This is a genomic window from Microbacterium arborescens (assembly GCF_030369635.1).
Classification (GTDB): Bacteria; Actinomycetota; Actinomycetes; order Actinomycetales; family Microbacteriaceae; genus Microbacterium.
Genome location: NZ_CP128474.1, coordinates 2,464,288 through 2,481,013 on the forward strand (window position 1 = coordinate 2,464,288; position 16,726 = coordinate 2,481,013).

Below are 16,726 nucleotides of genomic sequence, written 5' to 3' on the forward strand. Positions count from 1 at the left end.
CCTCAGCACGGAGGCGCGGGCGTGCCGGACCGCTCGACCTGCGGCGACGTGCGGCGCCGGGCACGGGCCTCGACGACGAAGCTCGCGCACGCGACTCCGAGCCCGGCGAGCGCCAGGACGACACCCACCCACACGGGTGCCACGTATCCGAGTCCCGCGGCGATGACGGCGCCTCCGAGCGCCGCGCCGAGCGCGTTGCCCATGTTCAGGGCCGAGTGGTTCAGCGCCGCCGCGATCGACTGGTTGTCGCCCGCGACATCCATCAGCCGCGTCTGGATGGTCGGGCTCAGCGCCGAGGAGAAGAACCCGACGAGGAAGACGAAGAGGCCTACGGCCACGATCCAGCCCGCCGTGAGCGCGAGGAGCGCCTGGACGACGGCGAGGGCGAGCAGGCCGCCCAGGAGGCTGCGCCGCAGGTCACGATCGGCGAGCCTGCCGCCGACGAGGTTTCCGATCGTCATGCCGACCCCGGCCACGACGAGCACGATCGGCACCGCCCACTGCGGCGAGCCGGCCGCCTCGGTGACGAGAGTCGCGACGTAGCTGTATACCGCGAAGAATCCCCCGAAGCCGATGGCGCCGATCCCGAGGGCGAACCACACCTGGCCGATGCCGAAGACGCGCAGTTCGGCGCGCAGGGTTCGCGACGGTTCCCCCGCGTGGTGCGGGACCGTCAGGGCGATGGCCACCGTCGCGAGCGCGAAGATCGCCGCGACGACGAGGAACGCCGCTCGCCATCCGAACTGCTGACCGAGGAACGTGCCGAGGGGAACGCCCACGACGTTGGCGATCGTGAGACCGGTGAGCACGAACGCCACACCTTGCGCGCGCTTGCCCGGACCCAGGACGTCGGCGGCGACCAGGGCGCCGATGCCGAAGTAGGCCCCGTGCGGCAGCGCCGCGAGGAACCGGGATGCCGCGACGAGCTCGAAAGTCGGCAGGATGAGCGTCAGCGCGTTGCCGAGGGTCAGGGCGAGCGCGAGGAAGACCATGACCCGGTGCCGGGGATACTTCGCCACGATTCCCGCGATCGTCGGCGCGCCGACGACGACACCGGCGGCGTAGAGGGTGATGAGCCACCCCGCCTGCGCGATCGCCGCTTCCGGATCGCTCGCGTAGACGGAGGGCAGCAGCTCGCCGGCGATCTCGGGCAGGAGCCCCATGACGACGAACTCCGTCATCCCGATGCCGAAGCTGCCGATCGCGAGCGAGAGCAGAGCCCGGCGGGCCGTCGGGCGGGAGAGGTCGGGCGTCGTCACTCCGGGAGCGTAGCCCCGGCCTCCCCGTCATGTCGAATCGATTCGAGCGCGCTCTCGAGGCGCTCGACCTTGCCGTCGAGTTCGCCGCTGAATCCCGGGCGGATGTCGCGGACTCTTGCGGGGCAGAAGCGCAAGCGTCGGGTGCCCCTAGTCGGGAAAATCGGGCATAATCGAGTCGATACTGAGTTAGACTGTAACGAGATCGGTGACACTGATTGCGCGTAGAGTACAAAGACAACAAGCTCGCGAAGCTGTGCACCGACGAGCGCGAGATGCAGAAGAAGCGCCCCGATTTGAAAAAGAAGCTTCGGCTGCGGATCAAAGCGCTCGAGAACTCGGACACGCTCGGCGACCTGCCGAGCGACGACCCTGGAGGGGCTTGGCATGACCTCAAGGGGAATCGCGCCGGAACATGGGCTGGCGAACTCAGCGGGAACTGGCGACTAGTCGTCGAGCCCACACCCAATGCACTGAACGCTGTCGATATCACCGTCGTGGACATCGAGGACTACCACTGAGGAAGGAGAGGCCATGACCGCCACCAACTACGCCGTCGCTCCGGGGGAGTACCTGGAGGAGTGGATCGACGACCACGGCCTGTCCCAGCAGCGAGTGGCGGAGCTGCTCGGCAGTAGCCGGAAGCACGTCAACGAGATCATCAACGGACGCGCGCCCATTACCAGCGACACCGCGATGCGCCTCGAGCGCGTCGTGGGCATTCCCGCCAAGACCTGGATGAAGTACGAGGCACTGTACCGCGCCGACCTCGCCCGCATCGCCGACGAGGAGAGCCTCGCGGGTCACGTCGACGAGATCGCGCCGTCGGCGGTCACGTACCTGCGCAGCATCGGCGCGACGGCGGCCACCAAGCGCTCCCCCGGCAAGCTCGTCTCCGACTTCCTCGCGTTCCACCGCTGCGGGACGTGGGAGGCCTACGTCCACCTGCACGAGGAGGCCGCCCAGGGCGACTACGCGCTGGCGGCACTGAAGGACTCAGGCACGACGCTCGATCGGAGCCTGCTCACGACCTGGCTGCGTGCCGCCGAGCTGGCGGAGCCGTTCGAGCGCGGGCGCGGCTACGACTATGACGCCGAGCGGCTCCGGGCAGCCCTGCCCGATCTTCGTGCCCGTGCAGCGACACCCGACTCCACCATGCTTCGCGACATCACCAAGATGCTCGCGGACCTCGGCGTCGTCTTCATGGTCGTGGAGCCGCCCAAGAAGCTTCCGCTGCTGGGTATGACGCGGTGGATCGACAAGCGCGTGCCGGTGATCCAGCAGACCGGCCGCTGGGGCAAGGATGGGTTCGTCATCTGGACCCTCTTCCACGAGCTCGGCCACGTCCTCAACGACCCCCGGGGTGAGATGCACGTGGAGTACAGCACGGAGAAGAAGCGCAACTCCGCGGCGGAGAAGGGTGCCAACGCGTTCGCGATGGACCTGCTGTTCGGCGAGGCCGGCATCTCGCAATTCAGCGGCCTCTCCTACGACCGCGAGATCGCCGACAAGGCCCGCGAGATCGGTATCGCCCCGGGCGTCGCCGTCCACCAGATGCACCGCCGCAGGATGCTCGACTACAGCTTCGGCAATCGGCTCTGCGTAGACCTAGCCGGCAGCTTCACGGAGTAAAACTCCCCTCGCGCTTGGCTCGGCCTTGCCCGAGCAGCACATCGGATCCGATGATCCCGAGGCCACCCTCTCGCGCCTGCGAGTCCAGTGCGGCTCTACTAGAAGTAGGTAGCGCTGGCTATTTCCCGAGACTGCGCCGCGCTACTGCTGCGTCTCGCCGAGCGCGCTCTCGAGGCGCTCGACCTTGCCCTCGAGTTCGCCGCTGAATCCCGGGCGGATATCGGCCTTCAGCACGAGCGAGACACGCGAGCCGAACGGCAGCACCGCCTCGGTCGCCCGCTTGACGACATCCATCACCTCGTCCCACTCCCCCTCGACCTCGGTGAACATCGAGGTGGTGCGGTGCGGCAGGCCGGATGCCCGCACGACGGCGACCGCTGCAGCGACGGCGTCGTGCACGGAGCCGTCGGCGCGGCCGGTGCCGCTGGGGGCGACGGAGAAGGCGATGAGCATGGTGACCTCCGGATCAGACGGGGATGGATGACGGCGTCCGAACCGGCACCCGGACGAGGCGGACCACCATCCAGACACCGAGGACGACGAGCAGGGCGTTGCGAGCGGTGAGGATGCCGACGCCCAGCGGGTGCGCCGTCAGGACCTCGCCGTAGAACACCGGATAGACGAGCTGGGTGAGAGCGCTCAGCACGAGCACGAGGACCGCGGGACGCGCCCAATCGCGGCGTGCGACGACCAGCCCGAGCACGACCGGCGGAACGAGCCAGCACAGATACTGGGGCGACCCGACCTTGTTGAGCACGATGAACACGGCGACGATCGCGAGCGCCGCGACCGGCAGAAGGTCCCGCACCGCGGCACCGCGGCGCACCTTGAGAGCGGCGACGACCGCCACGGCGCCGACTCCGAGCATGAGGATCGGAGTCATCGCCGCGATGACGGGATCGATCTCGGTGCCGGTCACCTGGAACGTGAGGATCTCCGTCGAGTAGTAGACGAAGAAGCCCGGGAGCCCGAGCATCTGACCCCAGAGGTAGAACATGCTCACGGGAGCCTCGACCTGCAGTCCGCGCCCGGTCTGATCGCCGATGAACCCGAGAGCGTGATCGAGACCCCCTGCGCCCACGACGACGGCGAGCGTGACGGCAGAGACGACGAGGCCCGCGCCGACCAGCGCCCATCGGCGCCGGAGTGCGATGACGGCGGCCGCGATGATCGCCGCCGGCCACACCTTGATCCAGGTCGCGACCGCCAGCAGGATGCCGGCGAGCCAGGGCCGTCCGCGAAGCCACAGGCACCCCATCACGGCGAGCGCGACGGTGACGGCGTCGAGCCGATAGAGCCCCACGGGCCCGAGGAGCAGGATCGCGGCGAGCCAGAACCACGCCGCCGTCACACGGCCGCGCGACCGGGCACGCCCGACGAGGACGGCGAATGCCACGGCATCCAGGGCCGAGACGAAGACAGCCCATCCGACGGTGTAGCCCGCGATCCAGGCGAATCCGTGGGCGAGCACGAGCGGGACGAGGGCGAGCTGCGGATACACCCAGTCCTCGTCGACTCCCACGATGCCCTCACCGGCGAGCGCTCGCTGCGACCAGGGTTCGTAGACGAGGTAGACGTCACCCATCGGCTGGTTCGGGAAGACGAATCCGAGCGCCGCGACGACGACATGGACGAGCGCGAACGCGACCCACAGCGTTCCCCGTCTCGACACCGTCACATCCTACGGTGAGCCCGTTCCAGCGCCGCCGGACGTCAGCGGCCGCCCGGGTCACGGCCCGAGAGCAGCATGTCGACCACGGCGGGCACGGCCTCGGCGACATCCAACGCCGTGATCGGACCAGGCCCTGCGGTGCGACCGGCGTGCCCGTGGATGAACGCCGCGGCGGCGGCCAGCGGCGCCAGGGCCGCTGCATCCAGGTCGTGCTGAGCACCCCGGGCCGCCACGACCGCACCCAGGATGCCGCCGAGCACGTCGCCCGTGCCCGCGGTGGCGAGCCACCCGGTTCCGGCACGGACGACGGTGTTCCAGCCGTCGGGCGCGGCGACGACGGTCTCGGCGCCCTTCAGCAGCACGGCGATCCCCGCCACAGCGGCGGTCTCGCGGGCCGCGGCGATGCGGTCGGCAAGCGACGTCGGTACCGCATCGTCGAGGCCGAGCAGGGCTCGCAGTCGTGCATGCTCGCTCTGGTGCGGCGTGACCACGAGCGGTGCTGCGGCGCCGGCGACCAGATCGAGAGCGCCCGCATCGACGACGACGGGGAGGTCGCCCTGCAGCAGCTCCCCCAGCCGGGCGGTCTCGGCGGCGGGCCGGGTCGCGGCATCCGTCCCCGATCCGATCAGCCACGCCTGCACGCGTCCGGGCGCGGTGACGGTCTCGGGCCTGCGCTGCAGCACGAGATCGGCGGGACGCTCGGGGCCGAGGTAACGCACCATGCCGACGCCGGTCCGCCACGCGGCCTCGACGCCGAGCACGGCGGCTCCCGGATACTCCTGCGACCCGGTTCGCACACCGAGGACCCCACGGGAATACTTGTGGTCGTCGGCAGTTGGCTTGCGCAGGAGCGCGGCCGTGTCGCGCGCATCCCATTCGTGGATCTCGACCATGGCGCCACCCTATCGGCGCCCCGAAGGAGCCCGGCGTGAGCCAGCTGTTCAGCCCCCTGACCATCCGAACCGTCGAGGTGCGCAACCGCCTCTGGGTCGCCCCCATGTGCCAGTACACGGCCCAGGACGGCATCCCGAACGACTGGCATCACGTCCACCTCGCGCAGTTCGCCTCGGGCGGCGCCGGACTCGTCATGGCCGAGGCGACCGCGGTCGTGCCGGAAGGTCGCATCACGCCCGAAGACACCGGCATCTGGAACGACGCGCAGCGCGACGCCTGGCGTCCGATCGTGACCGCGATCCACGACCGCGGCGCGGTGGCCGCGATCCAGCTCGCGCATGCGGGCCGCAAGGCATCGACCTATTCGCCGTTCGCCGCCGAGCGCGGGACCGTGCCGGCGACCGACGGCGGCTGGCAGACGCTCGCCCCCTCCGCCGTGGCCTTCGACGGCTACGCCCGGCCCGACGAGCTCGATCTCGCCGAGATCGACGCGCTCGTGACCGCATTCGCCGACGGGGCGCGCCGTTCACTCGAGGCGGGTTTCGACGTGCTCGAGATCCACGCCGCGCACGGCTACCTGCTGCACGAGTTCCTGTCGCCGTTGTCGAACCAGCGCACCGACGAGTACGGCGGCTCGCTCGAGAACCGCGCGCGGCTCCTGCTGCGCATCCTCGAGGCGGTTCGCGCCGCCGCACCGGACGCCCCGCTGTTCGTGCGCTTCTCGGCGACGGACTGGGCCGAGGGCGGTTGGGATGTCGCCGACACGTCGACGGTCTCGACATGGGCGCACGAGCGCGGCGCCGACCTCATCGACGTCTCGAGCGGCGGGCTCGTCGCACACCAGCGCATCACCACCGGTCCCGGCTACCAGGTGCCCTTCGCACGCGAGATCCGCACGACGACCGGCCTGCCCGTCAGCGCCGTCGGCGAGATCACGACCGGTGCCCAGGCCGAGGACATCCTCGTCGCGGGCGCCGCCGACGCGATCATGGCCGGCCGCGAGTGGCTGCGCGACCCGCATTTCGGGCTCCGCGCGGCCGACGAGCTGGGCGAGGACGCCGAGATCTGGCCGCCGCAGTACGTCCGCGCGCGGCGTCGCTGAACCGGCGTCCCCACCTCGCCCCTTCCGGGCCGGGCTCGCTCAGGCCCAGCGAGGTGCGCGGCGCGTGGCGTCGTGCACCTCGCCGATGAGCTCCTCGATGATGTCCTCGAGGAAGAGCACCGCGGTCGTCCGACCCTCGGCATCCCGCACCTGAGCGAGGTGACGACTCGACCGCCGCATCAGGGCGAGCGCATCCTCGAGATCGGTCGTCTCGGCGACGGGCACCATCAGGTGGATGCGCTTCGACTTGATCGGCCGTGAGGCCGCGCCGTCGGCATCCTCCGCCTCGCGCAGCACGTCCTTCAGATGCACGTACCCGACCGGCTGGTCGGCGTCGTCCACGATGACGTAGCGCGAGAAGCCGTGCCGCGCCACGGCGCGCTCGACGTCTTCTGGCGTGGCCGTCTCGGGCAGCGTCACCAGTTCGCTCAGCGGCACGGCGACGTCGGCGGCTTTCTTGTCTGTGAACTCCACGACCGCGGCGACCGTTCCCGACGCATCGTCGAGCACGCCCTCGATGCGAGAGGTCGCGACGATGGTGGCGACCTCGTCGAGCGTGTAGGTCGACGTCGCCTCGTCCTTCGGCTCGACCCGGAACAGGCGCACCGCGTGATTGGCGATCCAGTTCAGGGCGACGATGATCGGGTAGAAGAGCCGAGACACCCAGCGCAGCGGTGTCGCCAGCAGCAGCACCGCCCGGTCGGGCAGCGAGAACGCCAGGTTCTTCGGAACCATCTCGCCGAACACGACGTGCAGATACGACACGACGATGAGCGCCACCGCGAAGGCGACGACGTCGACGACTGCCTCGCCCCACCCGGTGAGCCCGAGCGGCACGGCCAGCAGATGGTGGATCGCCGGCTCGGAGACGTTGAGGATCACCAGCGAGCAGATCGTGATGCCCAGCTGGCAGGTAGCGAGCATGAGCGTCGCGTGCTCCATCGCCCACAGCGCGGTCTTCGCCGAGCGCGATCCCTTGTCGGCGAGCGGCTCGATCTGAGATCGGCGCGCGGAGATGACGGCGAACTCGCTCGCGACGAAGAACGCGTTGAAGGCCAGCAGCACGACGAGCCAGGCCAGTCCTGCCCAATCGTTCATCGACGATCACCGTCCTCGCGACGCGGCGCGCGTCGCATCGGCTCGACCGCCGATGCGGTCGTCGCCGTATCGGGCACCGGGGTGGGCTCGAACAGCACGCGGTCGACGCGCCTGCCGTCCATGCGCTGAACCGTGAGCGTGCCGTCCTCGATCTCGACCGTGTCGCCGACGACGGGAATACGTTCGAGCACGCTCATCACGAATCCGCCGACGGTGTCGTAGACGTCGCCCTCGGGGACGCGGACGCCGGTGCGGTCGAGCACCTCGTCGGGACGAAGATCGGCGGGGAACACGATGCCGCCCGCGACCCGAAGCACCCCGGCCCGGTTGCGGTCGTGCTCGTCGAGCACCTCACCCACGATCTCCTCCACGAGATCCTCGAGGGTCACGACACCGGCGGTGCCGCCGTACTCGTCGACGACGATCGCCATCTGATAGCCCCGAGCGCGCAGTTCGCCCAGCACGGCGTCGAGGTGCACCGCTTCGGGCACCCGCAGCGGCTCCTCCGCGATCGCGGCGGCGGGCACATCGGCGCGGCGCTCGCGCGGAACGCTGACCGCCTGCTTGACGTGGACGATGCCGGTGATGTCGTCCATCGAGTCGCCGAAGACCGGGAACCGGCTGTGGCCGGTGCGGCGCGCGAGCTGGATGACGTCCTCGACGCTGTCGCCCGCGGCGACGGCGTGCAGGCTGGGCCTCGGCGTCATGACGTCGGCCGTGGTGAGCCGGGCGAACGTGAGCGATCGGTCGAGCAGCGAGGCGGTGTCCTTCTCGAGCACGCCCGCACTCGCGGACCGGCGCACGAGGCTCGACAGCTCCTCCGCGGAGCGGGCGCCCGAGAGCTCCTCCTTGGGCTCGACGCCCATCGAGCGGAGCACCCCGTTCGCGCTGCCGTTGAGCACCGTGACGGCGGGCCGGAACACGGTCGTGAACAGGGTCTGGAATGGGATGACGAGCTTCGCCGTCTGACGCGGGATCGCCAGCGCGAAGTTCTTCGGGACGAGCTCGCCCAGGATCATCGAGAAGATCGTCGCGATCGACACGCCCACGATGGCGGCGACCGGGCGCGACACGGTCTCGGGCCAGCCCCACGCCTCGAAGACGGGCGAGAGCAGGTTCGAGATCGCCGGCTCCATCGTGTAACCGGTCAGCAGCGTGGTCAGGGTGATCCCGAGCTGCGCGCTCGACAGATGCGTCGAGGTGATCCGCAGCGCCGCGATCGTCATCGACAGTCGGGATTCACCCGCCGCCTGGCGCGCTTCGAGATCTGCGCGGTCGAGGTTGACGAGCGCGAACTCACTCGCGACGAACAGACCGGTGCCGACGGTCAGCAGGAGCCCCACGCCCAGCATGACGAAATCCATCAGGCGTCACCCCCGATCGGTCGGGGTCGGCGGGGCGAGGGTCGGCAACTAGGAGGGTCGTCCATCGTGCGCCCGATCTTACGCCTGTCGAGGGCGGCCCGGAGGGCGGCATCCGGTTCGCTTGCGTTGCCCTGGGGTCGGGCGCACCTTCGCGCGTCGAGCGCAGGTCGAACTGCGCTCCATCCCGCGAAGTGCGGGCCACGTCGATTCCTCCCCCGGAGCGTGTGGGACGGCGGATTCCGCGGTGACGGATGCCGCGGGCCCGGTGAGCCCCGCGCTCGGGCAGGCTTCCGGCATGAACTGGATGACCCGACCGCCGCTGGACGTCGTCGTCCGGCGGCGCGAGGCCGACGAGACCACCGCGCGAAGCCTCGATCGTGCCCGCAGAACCGGGGCCGCGACTCCGATCGCGCGCGGGTCGTACGCCGCGTCCGAGGCCTGGGCGGCGCTGAATCCGCGCGACGCGCACGCGCAGCGCGTGTGGGAGGCTGCGGCCCGCCTGCGCCCGGGAACCGTCTTCTCGCATCACGCGGCCGCCGCCGTGCTCGGCATCGATCTGCTCGGCTCGTGGCCGCGAACGATCGACGTCACCACGGCCACGTCCGCGGGCTCATCGGGCGCCATCCGCCGCCATCACCGGCCGCTGGATGCCGACGAGGTGATGCCCTGGGGCGCGCATCTCCTCACCGTGCCCGCGCGTACGGCCGTCGACCTGGTGTCGCTCCTGCCCGCCGTCAGCGGGGTCGTCGCCGCCGACCAGGCCCTGTGGCACCGACGTTCCGGCGGCGCACTGTGCACGCGGCAGGAGCTCGAAGAAGCGGCATCCCGCTACACCGGCCGCGCCCACGCCCGAGTCGCCGCCGCGACCGCGTTCGCCACCGGCTTCTCCGACAGCGTCCGCGAATCCCAGAGCAGAGTCCTGATCGACCGGCTCGGCTTCCCCGCACCGACGCTGCAACAGCGCTTCACCCTGCCGGACGGCCGCGACGCGTTCGCCGACTTCTGGTGGCCCGATCACGACCACATCGGCGAGTTCGACGGCACCGGCAAGTACCTCGACCCGGCGATGCGGCAGGGACGCACACCCGAGCAGGTGCTCATCGCCGAGAAGGATCGGGGCGACGCACTACGGCGTCAGGTTCGCGCGCTCTCACGATGGCGCACCCCGCACCTGCGGAGCCCCCGGCTGCTGTACGACATCCTGCGGGCCGACGGCCTCCCCTCGGCCCGCCCGCGCCCCGGGCGGTGAGCCGAGAGCGGCGCAGTCATCGGGCGCACTTTCGGTCGTCGGCCGCAGTACGAAGCGCGCCCCATCCCGCGAACTGCGAGCGAAGCACGGCGCGCGGACCTACCAGCTGACGGGAAGCGCCTTGCCCTCTTCGTAGCCGGCCGCCGACTGCAGACCCACTGTCGCGCGGTCGTGGAACTCCGCGACCGTGGCCGCGCCCGCGTAGGTGAACGACGAACGCACGCCCGAGGTGATCATGTCGAGCAGATCCTCGACGCCCGGACGCAGCGGGTCGAGGTAGATGCGCGACGACGAGATGCCCTCGGCGAACAGCTCCTTGCGCGCTCGTTCATAGGCATCGAGACGCCCGAACCGGCCGACGACGGCCTTCGTCGAGGCCATTCCCCACGACTCCTTGAACGCACGTCCCTCGTCGTCGAGCTGGACCTCGCCGGGCGACTCGATCGTGCCGGCGAACCACGAGCCGATCATGACGGATGCCGCGCCCGCGGCCAGCGCGAGGGCGACATCCCGGGGGTAGCGGACTCCACCGTCAGCCCACACGTGCGCGCCGCGTTCCGCCGCGGCCTGCGCGGTCTCGAGCACCGCGGAGAACTGCGGGCGCCCGACGGCTGTCATCATGCGGGTCGTGCACATCGCGCCGGGGCCGACGCCGACCTTGAGGATCGTGGCTCCCGCATCGACGAGGTCGGTCACGCCCTCGGCCGTGACGACGTTGCCCGCGACGATCGGCAGACCGAGATCGAGCGCGGCGACCTCGCGCAGTGCGCGGAGCATGCCCTCCTGGTGCCCGTGGGCGGTGTCGACGACGAGCACGTCGACGCCCGCGGCGGCGAGCGCCTGCGCCTTGGCCGCCGCGTCACCGTTGATCCCGATCGCGGCCGCGACGATGAGCCGGCCATCACCGTCGACGGCGGGGCGGTAGATCGCGGTGCGCAGCGCGCTGCGGCGCGAGAGGGTGCCGACGAGCACCCCCTGGTGGAGCATCGCGACGACCGGCACGTCGGCCGCGTCGATGAGGTCGAAGGCGGCCCGAGGATCGGCCACATCGTCGGCGTCGATCGCGGTCGCTCGGTCTCGGACGAGGTCGCCCAGACGCGCGTCGGGCAACGCGGTCGCGAGGCGGGCGGCGGGGACGATTCCGGCGATGTCCTCGATGCGCCGCGTCGGTGCCGCCGGGTCGGCGACGACGATGCCGTGCCCGTCGAGCGCGGGGAGGATGCGGGATGCCTCGGCCACCGTGGCATCCGGTGAGAGCACGATCGGGGTGTCCCACGCGACCGGCTGGTCCTTGACCCATCGGATGGCGGCGTCGAGATCCTGGAGAGGCATGTCCTGCGGCAGGACGCCCAGACCGCCGCGCCGCGCCAGGGTGGCGGCGAGGCGCGGACCGGTGACGGAGTTCATGTTGGCCGAGACGATCGGCAGTGTGGCAGCGGTGCCGTCGCCGGGGGCGAGATCGACGTCGAGCCGGCTCGTGATGGCCGATCGGCGCGGCACGAGGAAGACATCGGAGTACGTCAAGTCGACCGTGGGATCTGCACCGGAGAAACGCATGGCCCATACGCTACGCCGCCGACCCGACAGGCGGCCGGAGCGCCTCGATCACGATGCGATACCACGGATGCTGTGGCGGCATCCGGTCCGTTGATCTGGGCTACCCTAGGAGACTGTGCGCGGCGGCGGACCACCGCCGTGAGAACTGATCTTCACCGATGAAAGCAGGCGATCTGCCGTGTCCAGCCAGGCGACCGGAATCGGAACCTCGAACGACGGCGAGTTCGGGGCGAACGAATGGCTCGTCGCGGAACTGTACGAACAGTTCCGCGACGACAAGAACTCGGTGGACAAGGAGTGGTGGCCGACGCTCGAGGCCTACGCCGCTCACGTGAGCGGCGCCAGCGCGAAGCCCGCCGCATCCGCTCCGTCGCAGCCCGCGGCCGCTCAGCCCGCCACGACATCCCACCCGGTGACGGCGCCCGTGCCTACTGTCGGCTCGCAGCCGGTCGCCCGCACGACGGCGCGGCCCGCGGCCGCTCAGCCCGTGCCCGCGCAGGCCCCGACGACGCCCGCCGCCGAGGTCGAGCAACGTGAAGACGTCGTGACCCCGCTTCGCGGGATGCCCAAGACCCTCGCGGCGAACATGGACGACTCGCTCACGGTGCCCACCGCGACGAGCGTGCGCACGATCCCCGCGAAGCTGATGATCGACAACCGCATCGTCATCAACAACCACATGTCGCGTACGCGCGGCGGCAAGATCAGCTTCACCCACCTCATCGGCTGGGCGCTCATCCAGGCTCTCAAGGCCTTCCCGAGCCAGAACGTCTCGTACGCCGAGGTCGACGGCAAGCCCTCGGTCATCGCGCACGCGCACGTCGGTCTCGGCATCGCGATCGACCTCCCCAAGCCCGACGGCACCCGCGCGCTCATGGTGCCGAGCATCAAGCGCGCCGAGTCGCTCAGTTTCACCGAGTACCTCTCGGCCTATGAGGACCTGGTCACCCGCGCTCGCAAGAACAAGCTGACGGCAGCGGACTTCCAGGGCACGACGATCTCGCTGACGAACCCCGGCGGCATCGGAACGGTGCACTCCGTCCCGCGCCTCATGCGCGGCCAGGGCAGCATCATCGGCGCCGGCGCCCTCGACTACCCGGCCGAGTTCCAGGGCTCGAGCGAGAAGACGCTGGTCAACCTCGGCATCGGCAAGACCATCACGTTGACGAGCACGTACGACCACCGCGTCATCCAGGGTGCCGGCTCGGGCGAGTTCCTGAAGACGGTGCACGAGCTGCTGATCGGCAAGAACGGCTTCTACGACGAGATCTTCGCCGCACTGCGCATCCCCTACGCGCCCATCCAGTGGTCGACCGACATCAACGTCGACCTCGCCGAGCGCGTCGACAAGACCGCCCGTGTTCAGGAGCTCATCAACTCCTACCGGGTGCGCGGCCATCTCATGGCCGACATCGACCCGCTCGAGTACCGCCAGCGCACGCACCCCGACCTCGAGATCGAGCAGCACGGCCTGACGTTCTGGGACCTCGATCGTGAGTTCGTCACCGGCGGTTTCGGCAGCAAGCGCGTCATGAAGCTGCGCGAGATCCTCGGCGTCCTGCGCGACTCGTACTGCCGCACGATCGGCATCGAGTACATGCACATCCAGGACCCCGATCAGCGCAAGTGGTTCCAGGACAACGTCGAGGTGAAGTACCAGAAGCCCGGCCACGCCGAGCAGCTGCGCATCCTCGGCAAGCTGAACCAGGCCGAGGCGTTCGAGACCTTCCTGCAGACGAAGTTCGTGGGTCAGAAGCGCTTCAGCCTCGAGGGCGGCGAGTCGCTGATCCCGCTGCTCGACGAGATCCTCCAGGGTGCCGCTCGCACCGGGCTCGAGGGGGCCGCGATCGGCATGGCTCACCGCGGCCGCCTCAACGTGCTGACGAACATCGCCGGCAAGACGTACGGCCAGGTCTTCCGCGAGTTCGAGGGTTCCGTCGCGATCGGCTCGAAGAGCGGCTCGGGCGACGTGAAGTACCACCTCGGCACCGAGGGCACCTTCGTCGGTGACGAGGGCGATGAGCTTCCGGTCTACCTCGCGGCCAACCCCTCGCACCTCGAGACCGTCGACGGCGTGCTCGAGGGCATCGTCCGCGCCAAGCAGGACCGCGGCCCGATCGCGTCGTTCTCGTGGCTCCCGATCCTCGTGCACGGCGATGCGGCCTTCGCCGGCCAGGGCGTCGTGGTCGAGACCCTGCAGATGTCGCAGTTGCGCGGATACCGCACGGGCGGCACCGTCCACGTCGTGGTGAACAACCAGGTGGGATTCACCACGCTCCCGCTCGACGCCCGCAGCTCGGTGTACGCGACCGACGTCGCCAAGACCATCCAGGCGCCGATCTTCCACGTCAACGGCGACGACCCCGAGGCCGTCGTGCACGTCGCGCAGCTCGCCTTCCGCTACCGCCAGGAGTTCAAGCGCGACGTCGTCATCGACCTCGTCTGCTACCGCCGCCGTGGCCACAACGAGGGCGATGACCCCTCGATGACCCAGCCCCTCATGACGAACCTCATCGAGGCGAAGCGCTCGGTCCGCCGGCTCTACACCGAGTCGCTGGTCGGACGCGGCGACATCACCGAGGAAGAGTACGAGCAGGCCAAGCGCGACTTCCAGGACCGCCTCGAGGTCGCGTTCGCCGAGACGCACGCCGCCGAGACCGGCGCCTCCGGCCCGGTGGGTCTGTCGGGGCCGATCGATCAGGCCGTCGGCGCGCCCGAGACGACGGGTGTCGGCGAAGACGTCATCCGCCAGATCGGCGACGCGTTCGTCAACGCCCCGGAAGGCTTCACGGTGCACGGCAAGCTCAAGCAGCTGCTCGACAAGCGCCACGACATGAGCCGCAACGGCAACATCGACTGGGCGATGGGTGAGCTCTTCGCCTTCGGGTCGCTGCTGATGGAGGGCACGAACGTCCGCCTCGCCGGTCAGGACGCCCGCCGCGGCACGTTCGTGCAGCGCCACGCGGTCCTCCACGACCGCTCGAACGGCCAGGAGTGGCTGCCGCTCGCGAACCTCTCCGAGAATCAGGGCCGCTTCTACGTCTACGACTCCCTGCTGAGCGAGTATGCGGCGATGGCCTTCGAGTACGGATACTCGGTCGAGCGCGCCGATTCGCTCGTCCTGTGGGAGGCGCAGTTCGGCGACTTCGCCAACGGCGCACAGTCGGTCATCGACGAGTTCATCTCGTCGGCCGAGCAGAAGTGGGCGCAGCAGTCGGGTGTCGTCCTGCTGCTCCCCCACGGCTACGAGGGCCAGGGGCCGGACCACTCGTCGGCCCGCATCGAGCGCTACCTGCAGATGTGCGCCCAGGACAACATGACGGTCGCTCGCCCGTCGACGCCCGCGTCGTACTTCCACCTGCTCCGTCGCCAGGCGTACGCACGCCCGCGCCGTCCGCTCGTCGTGTTCACCCCGAAGGCGATGCTGCGCCTGCGCGGCGCGACGAGCCCGGTCGAGGACTTCCAGAACGGCAAGTTCGAGCCCGTCATCGACGACATCGCGATCACCGACAAGAGCGCCGTCAAGCGGGTGCTGCTGCACTCGGGCAAGATCCACTGGGATCTGAAGTCCGAGCTCGACAAGAAGCCGAACCCGGCCATCGCGCTCGTGCGTCTCGAGCAGTTCTATCCCGCGCCGGTCGACGAGCTCAAGGCTGTCCTCGCGGGCTACCCGAACGCCGAGGTCGTCTGGGTTCAGGACGAGCCCGAGAACCAGGGTGCGTGGCCGTTCATCGCGCTCGAGGCCTCCGCCAAGCTCGACGGACGCGCCGTTCGCGGCATCACCCGACCCGCCGCCGCATCGACGGCCACCGGCTCACCGAAGGTGCATGCGGTCGAGCAGGCGAAGCTCATCGAGCAGGCGCTCACGCTCTGAGACGGTGACAGCGCAGAAGGGGCAGACGTGACGAACGTCTGCCCCTTCCAGCTTTTCGCCCCGTGCTCTCGTGCCGTCTCAGCCGGTCAGCGGTAGAGCCACACGGGCGGACTCAGGCGTGCGCGGCCTCCTGGGCCTGCCGCAGCCGCGCCAGCACCTGGTCGCGGAGCTCCTCGGGAGCAGACTCCCGGCAGGCGCGGGCCACCACCTCGGTGAGCGTGCGCGAGACCAGGGCCTCGTCACGACATGCCGGGCACGATTCCAGGTGCTCGCGGATGTCGGAATGCTCGGTCTTGCAGACCTCGTTGCGCAGGTACTCTTCCAGATCGCGTCGCGCCTTCTCGCAGCCGCAGTCACTCATTTCTTGCTCCTCGTGGGGGGCGTCGCGATGCCCCGCTCTTTCGCGTAGTCGGCCAGCAGGTCACGCAGCAGTCGTCTGCCACGGTGCAGACGACTCATGACCGTGCCGATGGGGGTTTTCATGATGTCGGCGATCTCCTGGTAGGCGAATCCCTCGACGTCGGCGAGGTACACCGCCAGCCGGAAATCCTCGGGGATCGACTGCAGGGCATCCTTCACCGCGGATGCCGGCATGTGGTCGATCGCTTCGGCCTCGGCCGAGCGGCTGCTGGATGCGGTGGTCGATTCCGCTCCGCCCAGCTGCCAGTCCTCGAGGTCGTCGATGGTGCCCTGGTAGGGCTCCCGCTGCTTCTTGCGGTAGGTGTTGATGTACGTGTTCGTCAGGATCCGGTACAGCCACGCTTTGAGGTTCGTGCCCTGCGTGAACGACGACCACGAGGCGAACGCCTTGACGAACGTCTCCTGCACGAGATCCGCCGCGTCGGCGGGATTGCGCGTCATCCGCATGGCCGCGGCGTAAAGCTGGTCCATGAACGGGAGCGCCTGCTCCTCGAACTGCACGCTCGGATCGGTGACCGCTTGCTCTTCCATCAGCGGCCAGTCTACGTGGGCGTCCCACGGCACGACGGTGGGATCGGCGAGTGCGATCATGGACTCCCTTCCCTCGG

The 16,726-nt window shown here is 69.7% G+C and carries 14 protein-coding genes; 5 read left to right on the top strand and 9 right to left on the bottom strand.

Features of this window, described 5'->3' with window-relative positions:
* Window positions 1-2 precede the first annotated feature (2 nt).
* Window positions 3-1,181 (bottom strand): MFS transporter, encoded by a 1,179-nt coding sequence (locus QUC20_RS11755; protein ID WP_289331518.1) that lies wholly within the window; start codon window positions 1,179-1,181, stop codon window positions 3-5.
* A 350-nt stretch (window positions 1,182-1,531) separates the two neighbouring features.
* Here QUC20_RS11755 and QUC20_RS11760 point away from each other — a divergent pair, with 350 nt between their 5' ends.
* Both QUC20_RS11760 and QUC20_RS11765 read left to right on the top strand, forming a co-directional pair.
* A complete protein-coding gene (locus QUC20_RS11760) occupies window positions 1,532-1,777 on the top strand; it encodes a type II toxin-antitoxin system RelE/ParE family toxin (protein WP_289329987.1) in 246 nt (81 codons plus the stop codon).
* Between the two features lie 13 nt (window positions 1,778-1,790).
* Window positions 1,791-2,888 carry a HigA family addiction module antitoxin gene (locus QUC20_RS11765; protein WP_289329988.1) on the top strand — a complete coding sequence of 366 codons (1,098 nt, stop codon included), beginning with the start codon at window positions 1,791-1,793 and terminating at the stop codon, window positions 2,886-2,888.
* A 141-nt stretch (window positions 2,889-3,029) separates the two neighbouring features.
* Here the strand turns inward: QUC20_RS11765 and QUC20_RS11770 are convergent, their stop codons facing one another.
* Genes QUC20_RS11770 through QUC20_RS11780 form a run of 3 tightly spaced genes read right to left on the bottom strand, consistent with a single transcriptional unit; the run spans window position 3,030 to window position 5,453 of the window.
* On the bottom strand, window positions 3,030-3,341 hold the full coding sequence (locus QUC20_RS11770) for a thiamine-binding protein (RefSeq protein WP_289329989.1): 312 nt from the start codon (window positions 3,339-3,341) through the stop codon (window positions 3,030-3,032).
* A 13-nt stretch (window positions 3,342-3,354) separates the two neighbouring features.
* Window positions 3,355-4,560: a glycosyltransferase family 87 protein gene (locus tag QUC20_RS11775; protein WP_259455371.1), complete on the bottom strand. Its 1,206-nt coding sequence runs from the start codon at window positions 4,558-4,560 to the stop codon at window positions 3,355-3,357.
* A gap of 41 nt (window positions 4,561-4,601) precedes the next feature.
* Window positions 4,602-5,453: an ADP-dependent NAD(P)H-hydrate dehydratase gene (locus tag QUC20_RS11780; RefSeq protein ID WP_289329990.1), complete on the bottom strand. Its 852-nt coding sequence runs from the start codon at window positions 5,451-5,453 to the stop codon at window positions 4,602-4,604.
* Between the two features lie 35 nt (window positions 5,454-5,488).
* On the opposite strand from QUC20_RS11780, the gene QUC20_RS11785 reads away from it, so the two are divergent.
* Window positions 5,489-6,556: an NADH:flavin oxidoreductase/NADH oxidase gene (locus tag QUC20_RS11785; protein ID WP_120264751.1), complete on the top strand. Its 1,068-nt coding sequence runs from the start codon at window positions 5,489-5,491 to the stop codon at window positions 6,554-6,556.
* Between the two features lie 39 nt (window positions 6,557-6,595).
* On the opposite strand, the gene QUC20_RS11790 is transcribed toward QUC20_RS11785, so the two are convergent.
* Together QUC20_RS11790 and QUC20_RS11795 are read right to left on the bottom strand one after the other, a co-directional pair.
* On the bottom strand, window positions 6,596-7,654 hold the full coding sequence (locus QUC20_RS11790) for a hemolysin family protein (protein ID WP_289329991.1): 1,059 nt from the start codon (window positions 7,652-7,654) through the stop codon (window positions 6,596-6,598).
* Window positions 7,651-9,018 carry a hemolysin family protein gene (locus QUC20_RS11795; protein WP_120264749.1) on the bottom strand — a complete coding sequence of 456 codons (1,368 nt, stop codon included), beginning with the start codon at window positions 9,016-9,018 and terminating at the stop codon, window positions 7,651-7,653. The genes QUC20_RS11790 and QUC20_RS11795 overlap by 4 nt, the downstream gene beginning before the upstream one ends.
* A 295-nt stretch (window positions 9,019-9,313) precedes the next feature.
* On the opposite strand from QUC20_RS11795, the gene QUC20_RS11800 reads away from it, so the two are divergent.
* Window positions 9,314-10,267: a hypothetical protein gene (locus tag QUC20_RS11800; RefSeq protein WP_289329992.1), complete on the top strand. Its 954-nt coding sequence runs from the start codon at window positions 9,314-9,316 to the stop codon at window positions 10,265-10,267.
* Window positions 10,268-10,366: 99 nt separating this feature from the next.
* On the opposite strand, the gene guaB1 is transcribed toward QUC20_RS11800, so the two are convergent.
* Window positions 10,367-11,824, bottom strand: coding sequence for a GMP reductase (gene guaB1 / locus QUC20_RS11805; RefSeq protein ID WP_120264747.1), 1,458 nt, complete (start codon window positions 11,822-11,824; stop codon window positions 10,367-10,369).
* Window positions 11,825-12,002: 178 nt separating this feature from the next.
* On the opposite strand from guaB1, the gene QUC20_RS11810 reads away from it, so the two are divergent.
* The gene (locus QUC20_RS11810) at window positions 12,003-15,698 is read left to right on the top strand and encodes a multifunctional oxoglutarate decarboxylase/oxoglutarate dehydrogenase thiamine pyrophosphate-binding subunit/dihydrolipoyllysine-residue succinyltransferase subunit (RefSeq protein WP_289329993.1); all 3,696 of its coding nucleotides are present in this window, start codon (window positions 12,003-12,005) and stop codon (window positions 15,696-15,698) included.
* A 112-nt stretch (window positions 15,699-15,810) separates the two neighbouring features.
* Here the strand turns inward: QUC20_RS11810 and QUC20_RS11815 are convergent, their stop codons facing one another.
* Both QUC20_RS11815 and QUC20_RS11820 read right to left on the bottom strand, forming a co-directional pair.
* Window positions 15,811-16,059, bottom strand: a complete 249-nt coding sequence (locus QUC20_RS11815; protein ID WP_120264746.1) for a zf-HC2 domain-containing protein — start codon at window positions 16,057-16,059, stop codon at window positions 15,811-15,813.
* Complete coding sequence (locus QUC20_RS11820) at window positions 16,056-16,709, bottom strand: sigma-70 family RNA polymerase sigma factor (RefSeq protein ID WP_120264745.1); 654 nt, start codon at window positions 16,707-16,709, stop codon at window positions 16,056-16,058. Before QUC20_RS11820 ends, QUC20_RS11815 begins: the two co-directional genes overlap by 4 nt.
* Between the last annotated feature and the right edge of the window lie 17 nt (window positions 16,710-16,726).